We start from the raw sequence: 18,753 nt of genomic DNA, 5'->3' as shown, positions 1-18,753 counted from the left end.
ACCATGACCGCATCCCGCATCGTCTTTCCGCCGCTCAGCTATGTCGGCTGGGGGGCGCTTGGCCAGTTAGTTCCAGAAGTAAAAAGGCTTGGAGGCACACACGTGTTGGTGATCACCGATCCAGCGCTTGAAAAAATTGGCCTCGTCGAGCAAGTGACGTCCCCGCTCCGGCAAGCAGGGTGCAGCGTGCATGTGTATACGGATGTTGTGCCGGAGCCGCCGCTTGAAACGGGGGAAAAGGCGGTGGCGTTTGCCCGCGGCGGAGAGTTTGATCTCGTCATCGGGGTCGGCGGCGGCAGCGCGATGGATTTGGCGAAACTGGCGGCGGTGCTGGCTGTCCACGAAGGATCGGTCGCCGAGTATTTAAACTTGACGGGGACGAGAACGCTTGAGAAAAAAGGATTGCCGAAAATATTGATTCCGACGACATCAGGCACCGGGTCGGAGGTGACGAACATCTCCGTCTTGTCGCTAGACACGACGAAAGATGTCGTGACGCATGACTACTTGCTGGCCGATGTGGCGATCGTCGACCCGCAGCTTACGGTTTCCGTCCCGCCGCGGGTGACGGCGGCGACTGGGATCGATGCGCTCACCCATGCGGTCGAGGCGTACGTGTCGGTCAATGCGAGCCCGACGTCGGACGGCTTGGCGCTTCAGGCGATGCGCCTCATTGCCCGCTCATTGCGCAAGGCGGTGGAACATGGAGCGGACCAACAGGCGCGCATCGATATGGCGAACGGCAGCTACCTGGCTGGGTTGGCGTTTTTCAACGCCGGGGTGGCGGGCGTGCATGCGCTCGCGTATCCGCTTGGCGGGCAGTTTCATATCGCCCATGGTGAATCGAACGCCGTGCTCTTGCCGTATGTGATGGGCTACATCCGCCAAAGCTGCACGAAACGAATGGCGGACATGTTAAACGCCCTTGGCGGCAACTCAAGCTTTTTATCAGAGGAGGAGGCGTCGCGCCGCTGCGTCGAGGAGCTCGAGCGCCTCGTCGCCGATGTCGGCATTCCGAAGACGCTCGGCGGTTTTGGCATTCCGGAAAGCGCATTAGAAAGTCTGACGAAGGACGCCGTCCAGCAAAAACGGCTGCTCGCCCGCAGTCCGATGCCGCTTTTGGAAGCCGACATCCGCGCGATTTACCAAGCGGCGTTTGCCGGGGCGATCGTGGAACCGAACAACCAGTGAGAACACAAAAACAGGGGCTGCTTCAGGCTCCTGTTTTTTCTTTGGCTGTTGGAAATAGGGTCTCGCTCCTCAGGTTGGATCCCCTTCCGCTCAAGGGGTGACGTTTTTCACGTTTTCTTGATGGTGAAGCAGGAATTTCCACGTCGTGAAGCGAACACATATACATCAGCCGCCGAAATTCGACAAAAGACGATTCCAGTTCTTGTGAAGGGAGAGCGTTTATGTTTACGACTGTCATTACGCCGCGTGTGTCGGAGACGGACGGCGTCGGCCATATTAACAATACGACCGTGCCCGTTTGGTTTGAAGCGGGGCGGCATGAAATTTTCAAGCTGTTTACGCCTGATTTGTCATTCAAACGTTGGCGGATGGTGATCATCCGTATGGAAGTCGATTATGTCAACCAAATGTATTATGGGCAAGATGTGACCGTGTATACCGGCATTGAACGCATCGGCAACACAAGCCTCACGATTTATGAAGAAATCCACCAAAACGGGGTGGTGTGCGCCAAAGGGCGGGCGGTGTATGTCAATTTCAATTTTGACACCCGGCGGCCCGAGCCGATTCCGGATGACATTCGGGCGAAATTGCGCGAACATGTATGGCAGCCAGGCGAGTAGACGAAAGGGGGTGAGTGCGTGAAGGAGCATCATCTTTGGGAGCAAGTGAAAACGAAGCTTGCGCAAAAGCTGCCCGGCCCGTCGTTTGACACGTGGTTTGCCTCGACGTCGGCGACGGTGGATGACGATTGGCTCATCATCGAATGCCTCAACGACATTCAATGTGAATGGCTGCAAACAAGATACGGCGAACTCATCAGTGAAACCGTCCGCGAAGTGTTCGGCCGCGAGATGCGCATCTTCGTCTCTGTCCACGGCGAGCGGCAGAAAATCGAAGAGCGGCTCGAACAGCGGAACGGCGTTCCCATGACCTTTCGCCAATATATGACCCAGCTTGAGAAGCAAGTGGATGAGCTTGAGCGGCGCATTGACCACTACGCGCGCATCATCGATGAACTGCTGGAATCCCGTCCGATTCACTGATGATCCCCTAATGAGCAACCTCCAATAAGAAGCGGCCTCCGCGCCATCAAGCGGAAGGTCGCTTTTTTATGTTATAAAAAGTTACATATTTCCGACAAATACGTATATTAATCTGATTTTTTATATGTTTTTTTGTTAAAATCGCGTTATATAATCTCACATAAAAATGCATGCTTCATGTTTGACGTGATATGATGGGCACAGCCAAGGCAAAGGGGAAATTGTGAGGGTGATGCGAACAAGAACGGTCGGATTATGGGAGCTGTTGGTGATGACGATTTGGCTTTGGCTGCATCGATGACGATAAACAAGGTAACGAAGATGGAGGGATGGCGACGTGAGACGAAAACTCGTGTTAATCGGCAACGGCATGGCAGGGGTTCGCTGCATCGAGGAGATTTTAAAACTTGACCGCGAGGCGTTTGAGATCACGATTTTTGGCAGCGAACCGCATCCGAACTATAACCGCATTTTGTTGTCGAAGGTGCTGCAAGGAGATACGCGCCTTGATGACATTACGTTGAACAGTTGGGAATGGTACGAACGAAACGGCATTCGGCTGTTTGCCGGCGAAACGGTGACGGAAGTCGACATCAAGCGGCGGCTTGTTCGGACCGACCGTGGGCGGGTAGTCGAATACGATGAATTGATTTTCGCGACGGGGTCGAATCCGTTTATCTTGCCGGTGCCGGGGGCGGATTTGCCCGGGGTGACGGCGTTTCGCGATATCCAAGATTGCGAGCGGATGATCGAATATGCGAAGACATACAAAAAAGCGGCGGTCATCGGCGGCGGCCTGCTTGGATTGGAGGCGGCGCGCGGCCTGCTTCACTTAGGAATGGATGTCGATGTCATCCATATTTTCGACTATTTGATGGAACGCCAGCTTGATCCGACCGCTTCCAAGCTGCTGCAGCGGGAGCTGGAGAAACAAGGGATGAACGTTTTGCTTCGCAAGGAGACGGCCGAATTGTTCGGCAACGGCCGTGTGGAGGGAGTGCGGTTTAAGGACGGTACGTCCATTGCCGCCGACTTGGTGGTGATGGCGGTCGGTATTCGTCCGAATGTTGATTTAGCGCGGAGAAGCGGCATTGAAGTGAATCGAGGGATCGTTGTCAATGACTACTTGGAAACGAGCGTGCCGCACATTTACGCGGTCGGTGAATGCGCGGAACATCGCGGTGTTGTGTATGGGCTCGTCGCTCCGCTTTATGAGCAGGGGAAAGTGCTGGCAGAGGCGATTTGCGGCCGAAAAGGAAAGCCGTACGAAGGATCCGTCGTCTCGACCCAACTGAAAGTGTCCGGTGTCGACGTGTTCTCGGCTGGTGAATTTATGGATGGCGAAGGGACGGAGTCGATCAAACTGTATGACGAAGCGCGCTCGGTGTACAAGAAAGTCGTCGTTCGCCAAGGGAAAATCGTTGGGGCGGTGCTGTTTGGCGATACGAGCGAAGGAAGAAAACTATTGGATATGATCCAGCGCGGTGATTCGCTTGAGGCGCTTTCTCTTTCGTTATTGGCGCCAGCTTCATCGGGAGGAAAAGAAAGCCTTGTGGCGACGATGGCGGATACCGATGTCGTCTGTGGCTGCAACGGGGTGACAAAAGGCGCGATTTGTCAGGCGATTGCCGAACACAGGCTTAAGACGGTCGCCGAGGTGCGCGACTATACGAACGCGTCTCGCTCGTGCGGCGGATGCAAAGGGCTTGTCGCCGAGCTGCTTGAGCATATGCTTGGTGAAGAAGCGAACCGGTATGCGGTGAAAGAAACGATCTGCGGCTGCACGGACCTAAGCCGCGAGGAAGTGGTTGCAGCGATCAAAGAAAAGCGGCTGATGACGGTCAAAGAAGTGATGAGTGTATTGGGATGGAAAAACGAGGAAGGGTGTTCGAAATGCCGTCCGGCGCTCAATTATTACCTGGGCATGTTGTATCCGGGCGAGTACGATGAAGAAGCGGAATCCTTGTTTGTCAATGAGCGGCTGCACGCCAACATCCAGGCCGACGGCACGTACTCCGTTGTGCCGCGCATATATGGCGGGGTGACGACAGCCGAACAGCTGCGGAACATCGCCGATGTCGCGGAAAAATACAACGTGCCGATGATTAAGATCACCGGCGGGCAGCGCATTGACTTGCTTGGGGTGAAAAAAGAAGATTTGCCGCGCATTTGGGCCGATCTCGGCATGCCGTCAGGCTACGCCTACGCCAAGGCGCTTCGGACGGTGAAAACGTGCGTCGGCAAGCAGTTTTGCCGCTTTGGGACGCAAGATTCGACCGGGCTTGGCATTCGGATGGAACAAACATTTGAGCGGCTGAAAACGCCGCATAAAGTGAAAATGGCCGTCTCCGCCTGCCCGCGCAACTGTGCGGAATCGGGCATTAAAGATGTCGGCGTCGTCGGCGTCGAGGGCGGATGGGAGATTTATGTCGGCGGCAACGGCGGCACCCATTTGCGTGCAGCTGACTTGCTTTGCACGGTCAAGACGGAAGACGAAGTGATCGAGATGACCGGTGCTTTTTTGCAATATTACCGCGAGTCCGCGCATTATTTGGAACGGACGTCCAAATGGGTCGAGCGCGTCGGGCTTGAGCATATCCGCGAAGTGTTGTTCGATGTGGAAACGCGCCGCGCGCTGCTTGAGCGGCTTCACAAAGCTCTTTCCGCGACAACAGATCCGTGGCGGGACATCGTCGAAAACGAGAGACTGCAGCAACTGTTGTTCCGCGATATCGGCGACAAAGAGCCGGTGCCGGTGGAATGAAGGGGGATGACGGCGGGCGGAAAAAGTTGATGTTCCGCCGCCTGGATTGATCATGGGTTAGGATCAATGCTGGAACGAAGAGAGGGAAATGATGGCCATCGTCCAGCCGGAAACGAGGTTTTCGTTTGCGAAACGACGATTTTACGTTGTTGTTCATGAAAGTTTGTAAAGGAATGGCCAAACAGGATCAGACATCGATGCAGGGGGAGGACGAAGAGAGGATGAAGGTGGAAGTGGGAACATTGGAACAGTTGCCGAAGCGGCTCGGAAAATGCGTGCAGGTCGGGAATCGTGAGCTGGCGTTGTTCCGGACGGGTGACGATCAAGTATTTGCCGTTGAAAACCGCTGTCCGCATCGAGGAGGCGATTTGTCACAAGGTATTGTGAGCGGCGAGTTTGTGTTTTGTCCGCTCCATGATTGGAAAATTTGCCTGAAAGACGGCCGGGTGCAGGCGCCGGATGAAGGGTGTGTCAAAACGTACCGCGCGGCGGTGAAAGACGGCTTGGTATATGTCGAGCTGTAGGAAGCGGGGGAATGGCGATGACGAACGAATTGCTGCGCTACTTTCGCGCCAAGGAAAAAGAACGGGCGTCAGAAACGGCTGCCGCGACGCAATGTCCGTTTTGCAGCGTCCAGTGCACGCTTCAGCTGGTGGAGGAGCGGATTGTAGAGCGGCGCCGCTACAAGGCGGTCCCGACCGACAACCCGACGTCCAACGGCCGCCTTTGTTTAAAGGGGATGAACGCCCACCAGCACGCTTTGCATCCCGAGCGGCTGTTGGTTCCGCTTGCGAAAGTGGACGGCCGGTTTGTGCGGGTCCGTTGGGAGGAGGCGCTTTCGCTGATCGCGGAACGAATCATCTCCATTCAGAAGGAAGATGGAGTCGATGCGTTTGCTGTTTACGGCGGCGGATCCTTGACGAACGAGGAGGCGTATTTGCTCGGGAAATTTGCCCGCGTGGCGCTCAAGACGCGGCACATCGACTACAACGGCCGTTTTTGCATGTCGGCGGCCGCGGCCGCGATGAACGACGCGTTTGGTCTTGACCGCGGGTTGACGAATCCGCTCTCCGACATTCCACTCGCCCAGACGATCATTTTGGCTGGGACCAATGTCGCCGAATGCCAGCCGACGTTGATGCCGTATGTTTACGAAGCGAAGAAGAACGGCGCTTTTATCATCGTGGTGGATCCGCGGGAAACGAAAACGGCGGCGTTGGCGGATCTGCACCTGCCGCTCAAGCCCGGAACGGATGCGGCGCTGGCCGTCGGCATCGGGAAAGTGCTGCTTGACGAAGGATATATCGATGAAGCGTTTGTGCGCGAGCGGACGGTTGGGTTTGCCGAATGGAAACAGCACATAGAAGCAGTGGAGATGGATGAGATCGTCCGGCTGACTGACGTGCCGGAAGAGAAGATTCGCTTGGCGGCGCGAAAGTACGGGGAGGCGGCCGATGCGATCGTGCTCACGGCGCGCGGCTTGGAGCAGCAGACGGACGGCTATGCGGCGGTCAGACAGTGGATCAACGTCGTGCTGGCAACCGGAAACATCGGCCGTCCTGGCTCTGGGTTTGGCTCGATCACCGGACAAGGGAACGGGCAGGGCGGGCGCGAGCATGGACAAAAAGCCGATCAGCTGCCGGGCTACCGAAGCATTGAGCATCCGCAACACCGGCGGTATATCGCAAGCGTATGGGGCGTTGCGCCGGATGAGCTGCCGCGAAAGGGGGTGTCAGCGTATGAAATGATGCAAAAGATCGATGCGGGCGAGATCACCGGGCTGTTGGTCATGGGGTCGAACCCCGTCGTCTCGAGCCCGAATGCGGCGTTTGTGGCCAAAGCGATGCAAAAACTGAAGTTTCTTGTCGTTGCGGATATGTTTTTGTCCGAAACAGCCGAGCTGGCCGATCTCGTGCTGCCTGTTTCGTCGTATTTGGAAGACGAAGGCACGGTGACGAACGTCGAAGGGCGGGTGTGCTTTCGGCCGGCGGCTCGGAAGCGTCCTGGGGAGGTGAAACATGATTGGGAAATTTTATGCGCGATTGCGCACAAGCTTGGCAAGGGCCGCTTCTTCCCGTTCACGTCAGCCGAAGAGATTTTCAACGAACTGCGGTTGGCGAGCCGCGGCGGCAAAGCAGATTATTACGGTGTGACGTATGAGCGGCTTCGGCGCGAACGTGTCTACTGGCCTTGCCCCGATGCGCATCATCCTGGGACTCCTCGGTTGTTTACGGAACGGTTTGCTCATCCGGACGGCAAGGCTCGGTTTGCGGTTTTGCCGTTTCGGCCGGAGAAAGAGGAGACGGATGAATGGTATCCGCTTTATTTAACGACCGGACGGGTGCTTGCTCATTATTTGAGCGGAACGCAAACGCGGCGGAGCCCGGCGCTTTCGGCGCGGCAGCCGGAGGCGGTCGTGGAAATCCACCCGAGGACGGCCAAACGATACGGGATCGGCCCAGGGATGCTTGTGCGCATTGAAACGCGCCGCGGTGCGGCGGTCGTCCGCAGCCGATACAATGACCAAATTCGCGAGGATACGATTTTTGTCCCGTTCCACTGGAGCGGCCTTGGGCAAATCAACAACGTCACATCCGATGAGCTCGATCCGCATTGCCGCATGCCGGCGTTTAAGCGGTGCGCAGCTCGGGTGCGGCCAGTGGTCGATTTAGGGAGAAATTGACTTGTGTGGTTCATTTCGCCGGAAAAAGCGCTCTCTTTTCCGTCCGCGGCGGGGAATCATCCCCAGCGGGGCGCGCGGACCGAGACGCGCCATAAGAAAAAAAACTTCCCAGCAATACGGCGGGAAGTAGGTGGAGAAATCGCTTTCATTTCCATTTTAGCATAACGAACATTCTGTGCCAAGGGGGAGTTGGGGGAAGATGGCGAGGAAATCGTTTTGGCGCGTCGGGCATGCGCCGACGCTATTGTCGTCGTTTCTCTATTTTGATATTAGTTTCATGATTTGGAACTTGCTTGGTGCGCTCGGGGTGTTTGTCGCTGAACAGTTTGCGCTCACACCGGCGGAAAAAGGGCTGATGGTCGCCATTCCGGTGTTGGGCGGGGCGCTGCTTCGCATTCCGATGGGGCTTTTGGCAGACCGCTGGGGCGGGAAGCGGGCCGGTCTGCTTGGCATGGCGGTGACGGCTATGCCGCTTGTGTGGGGCTGGCGGTTTGCAGATCAGATGTCGGATGTGTATGCGCTCGGATTTTTATTAGGGGTGGGCGGAGCCAGCTTCGCTGTTGCCTTGCCGCTCGCGAGCCGCTGGTATCCGAAAGAGTATCAAGGGCTGGCCATGGGGATCGCCGGGGCCGGCAACAGCGGGACGGTGCTGGCGACGCTGTTTGGTCCGCGCCTGGCGGAGATGTATGGTTGGAACGCGGTGTTCGGGTTGGCGCTCGTACCGCTTGTTGTCGTCTTCCTTTTGTTCGCTTGGCTGGCGCGTGAATGTCCAACAGCGGTGAAGCCCATTTCCTTGCGTGAATACCGAGCAGTCCTCCAGCGAAAAGAAGCATGGCTGTTTTGTTTCTTCTACAGCTTGTCATTCGGCGGATTTGTGGGGCTGACGGGTTACTTGGGCATTTTCTTCTTTGATGAATACGGCATCAGCAAAGTCACGGCCGGCGATTTCGTCACCGCCGTCGTGTTTGCGGGCAGTTTCATCCGGCCGATTGGCGGCTATATCGCCGACCGGATCGGGGGAATGCGGCTTCTTTCCTTGTTGTTTGCCGCTGGGACTTTGTTGCTGGCTTGCATCGGTACATTGCCGTCTCTTTTCGTCCTGTTCGGATTGATGGTTGCTCTTTTCCTTTGTTTTGGCGCGGCGAACGGTGCGTTGTTCCAAGTTGTTCCGACGTGGTTTCCGAAAGAGGTTGGCTTGTTGACGGGCATCATTGGCGCCGCTGGCGGACTGGGAGGGTTTTTGCTGCCGAACGTGCTCGGGGTGATGAAGCAGTGGACCGGTTCTTCGGCGTATGGGTTTTGGATGCTGGTCTTCGTTTTCATGGCCGCGGTAATGGCTGCTCGCCGCCTTCAAGGAACTACGGTTGCGGTCGAATCGTTCTCTCAAAAAGCAGCAGAATGAATAGGGTAACCCAAAGAGACGCTGCAAACTTTCAAAGGAAATCGTTTGATTGAACGAAAAAACTGGTGGAACACAGTCCTTTCTTTAGGTTGACAAAGAGGGGGGGTTCGCGGCGTTTCTTAAGTTTTTCCAGCCTTGGCGCTGATTTCGGAAGGATTTCTATTGAAGAATGAGGGTGAAAAAAGGTGCCCGTGAAGAAATTCAGGGCACTTTCGCATGATCGTTTTATAATCGATTTTGCAAAAATCGAAGCAGCTCATCCGCTTGATTGCCGATGAGGGCGATCAGCTGTTCAAACATCGCATCGCGCTCGAGGTCAAGTTCAATGATGCGCTTGGCCAGTTCGAGGGCTTGTTTGTCCATGGCGGCGTCCTCCTTCGATCGTCTGGGCGGGGTGGAATCGTTCATATTCGCGGCGCAGTTCGGCCATTGTCCACTCTTCGAGACGCTCGCGGTCGGCGGCTAAGCCGAACTGCATCAGTCGTTCGATGTAAAATTGCTTTTTCTTCCGCACGGCGCTTCTCATCCATGTCCCCATTCGATTCCCTCCCTGTTTTTACCTTTACCATATCATCTTTTTCTTCAGCATACAGCAAATGTGTTAAGCACATTTACAGGAAATTTAAAAAATATGTTAATTTTATTTACAAAAGTTAGCGGGCTAACATCATTTTTTGTATAATTACGTTAGAAAATATAACGAATTGAGGTGAGGAGTATGACAGCTCATCCGCAAGAAGATCACTACAAATACAAAAAAGTCATTTCGATCGGGGTTGTCAGTGAACTGACCGGGCTGTCGCAGCGGCAAATTCGTTATTACGAGGAACGGAAGCTGGTGTTCCCTGACCGTTCGAAAGGCATCCGCAAATATTCGTTCGCTGATGTGGAGCAGTTGATGAAAATCGCCAATCAGCGCGAGGAAGGGGTATCGACGTGGGAAATCCGTCAGGAAATGACGAAAGAGCTGCGTGAGCGGATGTTGAAAGGGCAAATGAATGCGCATTTTCGGATGCATTCCTAGAAGGCAGGTGAAAAATGGCTGTCACGCGCAAATCAGCGGCATTTCGCCAAAAAAGAAAGATGGCCTCGCAAGGTTTCTCTAATTGAAAAACGTCTGGGATCAGCAACTTTTTGTACTAAATCACCAGCCCTCTAGGGGTTCGGACAGATTCGAATTTTGGATGCATCCCTGCTTGGAAGCAGAGCATGCGGAAAACCGCCTGGCCGTGTGCCAACAGGATGTAAACACAGCGGCGTTTGTCCAATAATAAGAGCATAGTTGCTTGGCGCGCACAGAGATTCGTGCGCGCTTTTTTTGTTGCAGGATCAAAAGGTTGGTTTAAAAATATTAATCTTTTTTATTAAATGACTAGACAAATAAATATAAATGTATATAATTTAAATTGAAAACGATATCATTTGTTTTACTCAATGCAAAGAGGAGGAATGAACCATGAAACGGATTTTATTGGCGTGCAGTTCTGGAATGTCGACAAGCTTGCTAGTGACGAAAATGCAGGAGTATGCCAAATCCGTCGGTGAGGAGGCAGAGATTTGGGCGGTCGGCCAAGATCAGGCGAAAAAAGAGATGGCCAAAGCTGATGTCGTCCTTATTGGTCCACAAATGAGCTTTTTGAAAGGGGAATTGCAAAAAGAAGCGCAAAAATATGGCATTCCAGTCGATGTCATTGACATGGTGGCTTATGGGATGGCGGATGGCAAAAAAGTGTATGAGCAGGCATTAAAATTGATGGGGGACAAGTAAGATGGAAAAAATCGATGTCAATCAACTCACCAATGAACAAGTCGCTTTCCAGCTGATTTTGCATAGTGGCAAGGCCCGCAGCAAAATCGTCCAAGCCATCCGTGAATACCGGACAGGACAGGTCGAAGAAGCGGAGCGGCTGATTCAAGAAGCAGAGCAAGACTTAAGCATAGCTCATGATGTTCATTTTCAACTTATTCAAAAAGAAGCTGGCGGCGAGCAACCCAATATTACATTGCTTCTCATGCATGCGGAAGACCATGTCATGTCAACGCTGGCGATGAAAGAGATTGTAAAAGAAATGCTCGCACTGTTGAAGGAACGAAACGTGTGAAGGGAGGATGGCGGCATGAACCAAGCATTATTCGAAAAACTAAGCAAAATTCTCGTTCCGATCGCGGGAAAGTTGAACAATAGCCGTTATTTACAAGTGTTGCGCGATGCATTTATGTTGGCGTTTCCGTTGACGATTTTCGGTTCAATCGCAGTTGTCATCGCCAACTTGCCGTTTTTGGACAAGGTGATGAGTGAAAACAGCCTCAATACACTCAAGGAGATGCTCGGCGTTGCTCCAAATGCAACGATGGGCGTGATGACGATTTTCGTTGTATTCGGCATCGGCTACTATTTATCGAAAAGTTATGAAGTCGAAGGGGTTTTTGGCGGTGCGATCGCGTTAGCTTCTTTTCTCTTGTTGACGCCATTCGTTTTGCAGGTTGAGGGGAAAGAGGCTGTGCAAGGAGTCATCCCGCTCGACCGCCTAGGAGCGAAAGGGATGTTTCTTGGCATGATTACCGCATTTACTGCTGGTGAAATTTACCGGAAGGTTGTACAAAAAAATATTACAATCAAAATGCCGGCCGGGGTGCCGCCGGCGGTTGCGAAGTCGTTTGCGGCGTTGATTCCGGCGGTGGTCACCCTGACCTTCTTCCTCGTTGTCAATATCATTGTAACACAAATTTTTAAGACAAACATGCATGATGTCATTTACAATGCAGTGCAAGCACCGCTTGTCGGGCTGGGAAGCGGCATTATTGCAACGATGATCGCGATTTTTGTCACGCAAATTTTGTGGTTTTTCGGGCTGCACGGGCAAATCATCATTAACTCGGTGATGGATCCGATTTGGAACACACTGTCGCTCGAAAACTTAAATGCGTATACAAAAACGGGGGAAGTTCCGCATGTCGTCAGCAAACAGTTTATTGAAATTTACACGGTCGGCATGGGCGGAACGGGAATGACGCTCGCTGTCATTTTCGCCATCTTGCTCTTTATGAAGAGCAAGCAAATGAAGCAGGTGGCGAAGCTCGGGCTCGGACCCGGAATCTTTAACGTCAATGAACCGATTATTTTCGGCTTGCCGGTTGTGATGAATCCGCTCGTCATCGTCCCATGGATTTTGGCGCCGATGGTCGTCACGTTGGTGACCTATTTGGCAATGTCCTCAGGCCTTGTACCCCCGCCTAACGGCGTAGCGGTGCCATGGACGGTGCCGATTTTCATCAACGGCATTATGGCGACGAACTCGCTGGCCGGCGGATTGCTGCAAGTGGTCAATTTCCTGATTGTGCTTGTCATTTGGTTTCCATTCTTAAAGTTCATTGACCGGATGAACTTGCAAAAAGAGCGGGAAGAGGGGCAAGACGCTGCGAAAAGTGCATCATAACGATACAGCAAATGAGGTGAATCGCGATGGAACAACGATTAAAGCAACCAATCACGTATCGCTTTCCTGCCGGATTTTGGTGGGGAAGTGCGACATCCGCGACGCAAATCGAAGGAGCGGCAAACGAAGGGGGGAAAGGGAAGAACATTTGGGATCATTGGTATGAACAAGAGCCTCACCGCTTTTTTCAAGGCGTCGGCCCAGAAGTGACATCCGATTTTTATCATCGTTACAAAGAAGATATTGCGTTAATGAAGGAGATCGGCCATAATTCATTCCGGTTTTCCATTTCATGGTCGCGCTTGATTCCGGATGGGGTTGGTGAGGTCAACTCGGAGGCGGTGCGGTTTTACAATGCGGTCATCGATGAATTGCTGGCGAATGGGATTGAACCGTTTGTGAATTTGTACCATTTTGATATGCCGCTGGTGATGCAAAACATTGGCGGATGGGAAAATCGCGAGGTTATCGATGCTTATGCCCGCTATGCCAGCCTTTGCTTTCAACTGTTTGGCGATCGGGTGAAAACATGGTTTACGCACAATGAACCCATTGTCCCTGTAGAAGGCGGGTATTTGTACGATTTCCACTATCCGAATGTAGTTGACTTCCGCCGCGCCGTGCAGGTGGCTTACCATACGATGATCGCCCATGCCAAAGCGGTTGCCGCCTTCCGCAGGGCGGCGATACAGGGTGGAAAGATCGGCATTATTTTGAATTTAACGCCGTCTTATCCGCGCAGCCAACATCCGGCTGATGTGAAAGCGGCGCATATCGCTGATTTGTTGTTTAACCGCAGTTTCTTGGATCCTGCGGTAAAAGGAGAATACCCGCAAGATTTAATCGAGCTGTTGGCTGAACACCGTTTTTTGCCGGTGACGGAAGTCGGTGACCGCGAACTCATCAAAGAAAATACGATCGATTTGCTTGGCATCAACTACTATCAACCGCGCCGCGTCAAGGCGAAAGAAAATATGCCAAATCCGGAAGCCCCGTTTTTGCCTGAACGGTTTTTCGACTACTATGCCATGCCGGGGCGGAAAATGAACCCGTATCGTGGTTGGGAAATTTATGAAAAAGGAATTTATGATATTTTAATCAATATTAAGGAAAACTATGGAAACATTGAGTGCTTTATTTCCGAAAATGGCATGGGCGTTGAAGGAGAAGAACGGTTTCGTGATGAAAGCGGCATGATTCATGACGACTACCGGATTGAATTTATTCGCGAGCATTTAAAATGGGTGCATCGCGCGATTGAAGAAGGGGTCAATGTGAAAGGATACCACCTTTGGACATTTATGGACAACTGGTCGTGGACGAATGCCTACAAAAATCGGTACGGATTGGTCGCTGTTGACCTGGACAATCATTTGAAACGGACGATTAAAAAGAGCGGCTACTGGTTGAAAACAGTGGCGGAAAACAATGGGTTTTAAGTGAAAGAAAAGGCGTCCCGGACAGCGGGGCGCTTTTTGTCGGTCGGGAAACCAGGACGGCGAAATCGGTGAAGGAGAAAGCCGCATTGAGTATTGTGCAAACAGATGATTGTTCGTACAATGAAAATAGGATAATGACAAGGGATGAAAACGATGCCGAAATATGAGCAAATTTCGAATGAGATCCGCAGACGAATTAAAGAGGGAGTGTATTCCCTAGACGCGCCGATTCCAGACGAAATCTCGCTCGCCGAGGAGTTTGGCTGCAGCCGGATGACGGTAAAGCGGGCGCTTGATGTGCTCGTATCCGAAGGGCTGTTGTATCGAAAGCGCGGTCATGGCACGTTTATTGTAAAATCCGCCATGCTTGACGGATTGGTGAATGTCGTCAGCAACGAAACACTTGGCTTGACGAGTTTATTGAAAGGGCGAAAGGTGACAAGCCAAATCATTACGTTCGAAGTATTGTTTCCATCCGATGAAGTAGCCGCCCATTTGTGCATTGACACGAACACACCGGTGTACCACTTGATTCGGCTGCGCAATGTTGATGGGGAGCCGTACGTCATTGAACGGACGTATATGCCCGTCCATTTGATCCCGGGGCTCAATGAAACGGTGCTTCATGGCTCGATTTATCGTTACATCACTCACGAGCTCGGCTTAACGATTGCAGGGTCGCACCGGAAAATCCGCGCAGATAAACCGAATGAGCTTGATCGCCAGTACTTGCAGTGCGCGCCCGACGATCCAGTGCTGGAATTGGAGCAGGTTGGTTTTTTGAACAACGGGGAGCCGTTTGAATACTCGTTTTCCCGCCATCGGTATGACAAATTCGTATTCGTCACGGTAAGCACCCGCCGCTAAATGACGCCTGCTTTCGCGATCCGGGGAAGGCAGGCGCATTTTGGTGCCGTTCAGGGGGGGCTCTTTCTGTCTTTCTTCATAAAAGGTTGGTGACAACCAATCTTTTTATTTAATTCGGGTGGTAGTTGATCAGAAAGAAGAGCAGATCTGACAATGTTTCTCCAATTGAAATAGGGTTGGAATGATCCGCCTTTTGCATGAAATCACCACCCTTCTAGAAAGCTGGTGATTTAGTGAAAAGTCGCAGAAAACGGAATCTCTTCTCAAATGGAGAAGTCCTGTAACATCAACGCTTCTCTTTCAGCCGAAAGCAACGGGTTCGGCGAAATCGGTCGTTTTTCACCAGTCCTCTAGAGGGCCGGTGATTTAGTACAAAATGCCGCTATTCCATCTTTTTCTCAATTAGAGAAGCCTTGCGAAATCAGCCTTCTTTTTTTGGTGAAATGCCGCTGATTTGCTCGTGGCAGCCGTTTTTCACCGGCCTTCTAGGGCACAAGGCGCTTTCTGACACATCTTTTGTTTGATCGAAACAGCTGTGGTGCTTGATTCATTCGGAACGGCGGCTAAAAACTGCTTGTACAGGGGAAGTGTTCGATTAGGGCGAGGAAACAGAGATGTGACTTCAGTACGCGCGTCTCCCGACTGGTCATGCAGCGATCTTTTCTCCTTTTTTCTCCATTTATAATGCCGCTCGATCGATTCCATAATGTAAATGGATAGAACGAGCAGGGGAAGGATGCCGCCAATGAGAAGCAAAGCGACGCAGTGGCTGTTGTCTGTATGGGGACTGATGGATCCACTCTATTATGCATGTTCCCGCCTTGAATATGCTGGTGGGAAAGAGAACGGCTGTCGTTCCATTTTTCGCGTCCGTTTGCTTCGATACAAGGGTGAAACCATTCACCTTTCGGACGGAACGACGATTGCGGCCAATGACTGGCTGTTGAAAATTCACCTTCATAATGTTCGTCTGCTTCGCGAACTGATGCAGTATCGAAGCGATATTCAAAAAGGACGTTATATTTTCGAACAAGTGAAGGCCAGTTTGCCGTATGTTGCCCATTATCTTTACCATCACGAACAGTCCGCCAGCATAAAAGGGATTATCGGCGTGACGATGTTAAACAAAGGTTGTGAGAGACTCGGATTTGATGTCATTAACATTGGCAATTCATTTTACCGTTGGTTTAAAATGGCATCCCATTGGCCGATGATGACAGTGGCCCAACACCGTCTCATGCCGCTTGTCCGTCCGCCGAAATATTTGGTGATGTCAAAGGGAAAATTGTTTTCGTTGTACGGCTGCCATCTCATCCACTAACTCCCTCTTTCTTCTCTCCTCCATTTCACTATAATGGGTATCGAGGGAGGAGAGAAGACGATGACATTCTTTTTTGTTTTTCTTGCAATCTTGTCATTGCTTGCTTTTGTCATTCGCAAAGCCCACCGCAATACGTATGAAGCGGTTTTGCATAAAGTCCAAGTCGGTCGTTCAGAGGATGGAGATGGAGCCCTTCGGATTTTGCAGCTATCGGATTTGCATCTTGAAAAACTGTCGATCACCCCGGACGATTTATACGAAAAGCTGAAAGAGGAAGCGATCGATTTGATCGCGTTGACGGGCGACTTTTTGGACCGTGAGGAAAGCATCGCCAAGCTCGGTCCGTATTTGGCCGCGCTGAATGCATTGAAACCGACGTACGGCATGTATGCGGTGTTTGGCAACCACGATTACGTGCTGCAAGGCGAACCGTTTGCGCGCTTGAAAGCGACGCTTGAGGCGCACGGCTGCGTCGTCTTGCAAAACGAGACGAAAACGATCACCGTCAACGGTCAAACCGTCAATATCATCGGCATCGATGACTTTTACACGGGGCGCAGCGACATCGAAAAGGCGTATGCGGGCGTGAAAGACGGCATCAACCTTGTGTTGACGCACGATCCGGACATCGTGCCGCATATGAAAGACTATCATTTTGACTACTTGTTGTCCGGCCATTTCCACGGCGGACAAATTCATTGGCCAAAGCCGTACCATTTGGCGAAAATGAGCAAAACGCTCACCGAGCGGAACATGATCAAAGGTTATCATGAATGGGAGGGAAAACCGTTTTATATCAACGAAGGGCTTGGGCAAACCGGGGTGAACATCCGGATCGGCTCGAAGCCGGAAGTGACGCTCCACTTGTTGGCGCTGCCGTCCCGAAGAGAAGCGGTGAAAGCTGTCTAATTGGCAGCTTTTTATTTTTTTAGGTAGGAAAGCGGTTTCGCTTGCGCGTGCCACCATGCGGCGCGCTTTTTGTGTAGACTCGTCTCCCCGTTGTTGGGGGAAAATCAATGACAGTTTGCATAGACAAGGGAAACCATCGCCATACTTTTTAAAGAAAGGAGTGAATGGCCAATGGAACCGTCGTGGAAAGCTCTCTTGCCATTTTTAGTTGTCATCCCGATTTCGATTTGGACGAAGCAAGTCATCCCCGGGCTGTTTGTCGGGCTGTTGGTTGGCAGTTATTTGATGACCCCGTCCTTGCTTGGCGGGTTGCGGACGATGCTTCATTACGTTGTTGACAACTTAATGCAGACGAACAACATTCGCATCATCATTTTCTTGTATGTGTTCGCCGGTCTTGTGAGCATGATCAAATACACCGGCGGAATCAAAGGATTTGTCCATCTCGTCAGCCAAAAAGTGAAATCGGCCAAAACCGCTATGCTGCTGACGTGGATTTCGACGATGGTGACGTTTAGCGACCCCGATTTTCGCATCGTCACCGTCGCGCCGATCATGAAGGCGCTGCGCAAACGGCTCGGGCTGTCGTCCCAGCAAATCGGCTTTGCCATTGAGGTGACATCCAACCCGGTTGTCGCGCTCATCCCAATTGCCACCGCGTTTGTCGGCTATATGGTGTCGGTCATCGATAAGGCGCTTGATACGGCCGGCATCGGCGCGGAGCCGTACATCGTGTACGTCCGAAGCATTCCGTTTAACTTTTTCTCGTATGCCATTATTGCCGTCGGGCTCTACTACAGTTTTTTTGTCTATTCGCGCCAAAAACAAGCAGCAGTAAGCGAAAAGCGGAAAGAGGCGCCGATTCGGAGCTGGAACGAGCGGTTGGCGCTCGAAATGGCGGAAGAACAGCGGCCGGCTGACCATGAACCCAATGAAGCGCAAGGGGAAGAAGGGGACGCGATGCAGACATGCCCGCGCGCCTACCAAAAAGAAACGCCGGTCAAGCCGTGGAATTTGATCGTTCCGCTTTCGATCGTGCTTGTCTTGACGTTGTTTTTAAGCTGGTGGGACGGCCGCCGGGGGGCAAGAACGTTTTGGCAGGCGTTTTTGCAAAGCGATGCGCTCGGCGCGATGTTGGAGGCGCTGTTGTTTACCGTCATCATTACAGTTGCTTTCTTCCTTTGGCAGCGATTTAAATTGAACGATTTGTTGACGCATTTTGTCAAAGGCGGCAATGAGCTGATTTCCGTCATTTTAATGCTGGCGCTCATTTGGGCGCTGTCGGCTGTGGCGGAGGATTTAGGGTTTTCGCAATACATTACGGGCCATGTCAAAGAATGGATTCCGCCGTTTTTCGTCGCCCCGATTTTGTTTTTGCTTGGCGCTGTCATTTCCTATTTCATCGGCTCGTCGTGGGGGACGTGGGGGATGTTGATGCCGCTTGGCGTAACGCTAGCGAGCCAGTCGGGAACGAACATTTTGCCGGTCATCGGCGCGGTGTTTGCGAGCGGGACGTTCGGGGCGTTTGCGTCGCCGCTTAGCGACAATACGGTGACGCTTTGCACCATTTTGGATTTGCCGGTGATGGAATACGCGCGAACGAAGCTGATTCCGTCGTTGATCGCCGCCGGCATCGCCGCCGTTTTGTTCGGCGCGACATCGTTTCTTTTGCATTAACGCCGTTATCGCCCTCT

General features: G+C 52.3%; 18 protein-coding genes. 16 read left to right on the top strand and 2 right to left on the bottom strand.

Going from position 1 to position 18,753, the window contains the following annotated elements; translation table 11 throughout:
• The first annotated feature begins 3 nt into the window (after positions 1-3).
• The 7 genes from QWV57_RS09430 (at position 4) to QWV57_RS09400 (ending at position 9,086) form a co-directional block, all read left to right on the top strand.
• Positions 4-1,191: an iron-containing alcohol dehydrogenase gene (locus QWV57_RS09430; protein WP_301099614.1), complete on the top strand. Its 1,188-nt coding sequence runs from the start codon at positions 4-6 to the stop codon at positions 1,189-1,191.
• Between the two features lie 221 nt (positions 1,192-1,412).
• The gene (locus QWV57_RS09425) at positions 1,413-1,814 is read left to right on the top strand and encodes an acyl-CoA thioesterase (RefSeq protein WP_015374955.1); all 402 of its coding nucleotides are present in this window, start codon (positions 1,413-1,415) and stop codon (positions 1,812-1,814) included.
• 18 nt (positions 1,815-1,832) lie between these two features.
• Positions 1,833-2,237: a DnaA N-terminal domain-containing protein gene (locus tag QWV57_RS09420; RefSeq protein WP_301099612.1), complete on the top strand. Its 405-nt coding sequence runs from the start codon at positions 1,833-1,835 to the stop codon at positions 2,235-2,237.
• A 337-nt stretch (positions 2,238-2,574) separates the two neighbouring features.
• Positions 2,575-5,001, top strand: a complete 2,427-nt coding sequence (gene nirB, locus QWV57_RS09415) for a nitrite reductase large subunit NirB (RefSeq protein WP_301099610.1) — start codon at positions 2,575-2,577, stop codon at positions 4,999-5,001.
• A 221-nt stretch (positions 5,002-5,222) separates the two neighbouring features.
• Positions 5,223-5,525 carry a nitrite reductase small subunit NirD gene (gene nirD, locus QWV57_RS09410; protein WP_301099608.1) on the top strand — a complete coding sequence of 101 codons (303 nt, stop codon included), beginning with the start codon at positions 5,223-5,225 and terminating at the stop codon, positions 5,523-5,525.
• 11 nt (positions 5,526-5,536) lie between these two features.
• On the top strand, positions 5,537-7,684 hold the full coding sequence (gene nasC / locus QWV57_RS09405) for an assimilatory nitrate reductase catalytic subunit NasC (RefSeq protein WP_015374952.1): 2,148 nt from the start codon (positions 5,537-5,539) through the stop codon (positions 7,682-7,684).
• A 199-nt stretch (positions 7,685-7,883) separates the two neighbouring features.
• Entirely contained in the window at positions 7,884-9,086 is a 1,203-nt protein-coding gene (locus QWV57_RS09400) for a nitrate/nitrite transporter (protein ID WP_060787911.1), read from the top strand.
• A gap of 225 nt (positions 9,087-9,311) precedes the next feature.
• Here the strand turns inward: QWV57_RS09400 and ykzB are convergent, their stop codons facing one another.
• Both ykzB and QWV57_RS09390 read right to left on the bottom strand, forming a co-directional pair.
• Positions 9,312-9,449 carry a protein YkzB gene (gene ykzB / locus QWV57_RS09395; RefSeq protein WP_015374950.1) on the bottom strand — a complete coding sequence of 46 codons (138 nt, stop codon included), beginning with the start codon at positions 9,447-9,449 and terminating at the stop codon, positions 9,312-9,314.
• Positions 9,409-9,624, bottom strand: coding sequence for a Fur-regulated basic protein FbpA (locus QWV57_RS09390; RefSeq protein WP_015374949.1), 216 nt, complete (start codon positions 9,622-9,624; stop codon positions 9,409-9,411). The genes ykzB and QWV57_RS09390 overlap by 41 nt, the downstream gene beginning before the upstream one ends.
• Before the next feature lie 180 nt (positions 9,625-9,804).
• On the opposite strand from QWV57_RS09390, the gene QWV57_RS09385 reads away from it, so the two are divergent.
• The 9 genes from QWV57_RS09385 to QWV57_RS09345 all read left to right on the top strand — a co-directional run bounded on the left by QWV57_RS09385 (position 9,805) and on the right by QWV57_RS09345 (position 18,736).
• Entirely contained in the window at positions 9,805-10,110 is a 306-nt protein-coding gene (locus tag QWV57_RS09385) for a MerR family transcriptional regulator (protein WP_081133016.1), read from the top strand.
• A gap of 432 nt (positions 10,111-10,542) precedes the next feature.
• Entirely contained in the window at positions 10,543-10,854 is a 312-nt protein-coding gene (locus tag QWV57_RS09380; protein ID WP_013145220.1) for a PTS sugar transporter subunit IIB, read from the top strand.
• A gap of 1 nt (position 10,855) precedes the next feature.
• Entirely contained in the window at positions 10,856-11,188 is a 333-nt protein-coding gene (locus QWV57_RS09375; RefSeq protein WP_301099596.1) for a PTS sugar transporter subunit IIA, read from the top strand.
• A gap of 15 nt (positions 11,189-11,203) precedes the next feature.
• Positions 11,204-12,523, top strand: coding sequence for a PTS cellobiose transporter subunit IIC (celB, locus tag QWV57_RS09370; RefSeq protein WP_020755838.1), 1,320 nt, complete (start codon positions 11,204-11,206; stop codon positions 12,521-12,523).
• 26 nt (positions 12,524-12,549) lie between these two features.
• A complete protein-coding gene (locus QWV57_RS09365) occupies positions 12,550-13,962 on the top strand; it encodes a glycoside hydrolase family 1 protein (RefSeq protein WP_060787910.1) in 1,413 nt (470 codons plus the stop codon).
• A gap of 153 nt (positions 13,963-14,115) precedes the next feature.
• On the top strand, positions 14,116-14,829 hold the full coding sequence (locus tag QWV57_RS09360; protein WP_033006105.1) for a GntR family transcriptional regulator: 714 nt from the start codon (positions 14,116-14,118) through the stop codon (positions 14,827-14,829).
• 745 nt (positions 14,830-15,574) lie between these two features.
• Complete coding sequence (locus QWV57_RS09355; RefSeq protein WP_033006121.1) at positions 15,575-16,150, top strand: YkoP family protein; 576 nt, start codon at positions 15,575-15,577, stop codon at positions 16,148-16,150.
• 60 nt (positions 16,151-16,210) lie between these two features.
• Positions 16,211-17,059, top strand: coding sequence for a metallophosphoesterase (locus tag QWV57_RS09350; RefSeq protein WP_033006112.1), 849 nt, complete (start codon positions 16,211-16,213; stop codon positions 17,057-17,059).
• A gap of 171 nt (positions 17,060-17,230) precedes the next feature.
• Entirely contained in the window at positions 17,231-18,736 is a 1,506-nt protein-coding gene (locus QWV57_RS09345) for a Na+/H+ antiporter NhaC family protein (protein ID WP_015374941.1), read from the top strand.
• Positions 18,737-18,753: the final 17 nt, after the last annotated feature.

This window comes from Geobacillus zalihae (assembly GCF_030414215.1).
In the GTDB taxonomy this organism is placed as follows: Bacteria; Bacillota; Bacilli; order Bacillales; family Anoxybacillaceae; genus Geobacillus; species Geobacillus zalihae.
The sequence above is the reverse complement of the archived record's forward strand: the minus strand, read 5'-3'. Positions and strand labels throughout refer to the sequence as shown.

Coding starts and splice junctions, on each gene's coding strand:
- QWV57_RS09350 (WP_033006112.1), top strand. CDS start 16,211: ATGACATTCTTTTTTGTTTTTCTTGCAATCTTGTCATTGCTTGCTTTT.
- celB (WP_020755838.1), top strand. CDS start 11,204: ATGAACCAAGCATTATTCGAAAAACTAAGCAAAATTCTCGTTCCGATC.
- QWV57_RS09400 (WP_060787911.1), top strand. CDS start 7,884: ATGGCGAGGAAATCGTTTTGGCGCGTCGGGCATGCGCCGACGCTATTG.
- QWV57_RS09380 (WP_013145220.1), top strand. CDS start 10,543: ATGAAACGGATTTTATTGGCGTGCAGTTCTGGAATGTCGACAAGCTTG.
- QWV57_RS09365 (WP_060787910.1), top strand. CDS start 12,550: ATGGAACAACGATTAAAGCAACCAATCACGTATCGCTTTCCTGCCGGA.
- QWV57_RS09425 (WP_015374955.1), top strand. CDS start 1,413: ATGTTTACGACTGTCATTACGCCGCGTGTGTCGGAGACGGACGGCGTC.
- QWV57_RS09375 (WP_301099596.1), top strand. CDS start 10,856: ATGGAAAAAATCGATGTCAATCAACTCACCAATGAACAAGTCGCTTTC.
- QWV57_RS09345 (WP_015374941.1), top strand. CDS start 17,231: ATGGAACCGTCGTGGAAAGCTCTCTTGCCATTTTTAGTTGTCATCCCG.
- QWV57_RS09390 (WP_015374949.1), bottom strand. CDS start 9,624: ATGGGGACATGGATGAGAAGCGCCGTGCGGAAGAAAAAGCAATTTTAC.
- QWV57_RS09355 (WP_033006121.1), top strand. CDS start 15,575: ATGAGAAGCAAAGCGACGCAGTGGCTGTTGTCTGTATGGGGACTGATG.
- QWV57_RS09360 (WP_033006105.1), top strand. CDS start 14,116: ATGCCGAAATATGAGCAAATTTCGAATGAGATCCGCAGACGAATTAAA.
- QWV57_RS09430 (WP_301099614.1), top strand. CDS start 4: ATGACCGCATCCCGCATCGTCTTTCCGCCGCTCAGCTATGTCGGCTGG.
- QWV57_RS09385 (WP_081133016.1), top strand. CDS start 9,805: ATGACAGCTCATCCGCAAGAAGATCACTACAAATACAAAAAAGTCATT.
- ykzB (WP_015374950.1), bottom strand. CDS start 9,449: ATGGACAAACAAGCCCTCGAACTGGCCAAGCGCATCATTGAACTTGAC.
- nasC (WP_015374952.1), top strand. CDS start 5,537: ATGGCGATGACGAACGAATTGCTGCGCTACTTTCGCGCCAAGGAAAAA.
- nirD (WP_301099608.1), top strand. CDS start 5,223: ATGAAGGTGGAAGTGGGAACATTGGAACAGTTGCCGAAGCGGCTCGGA.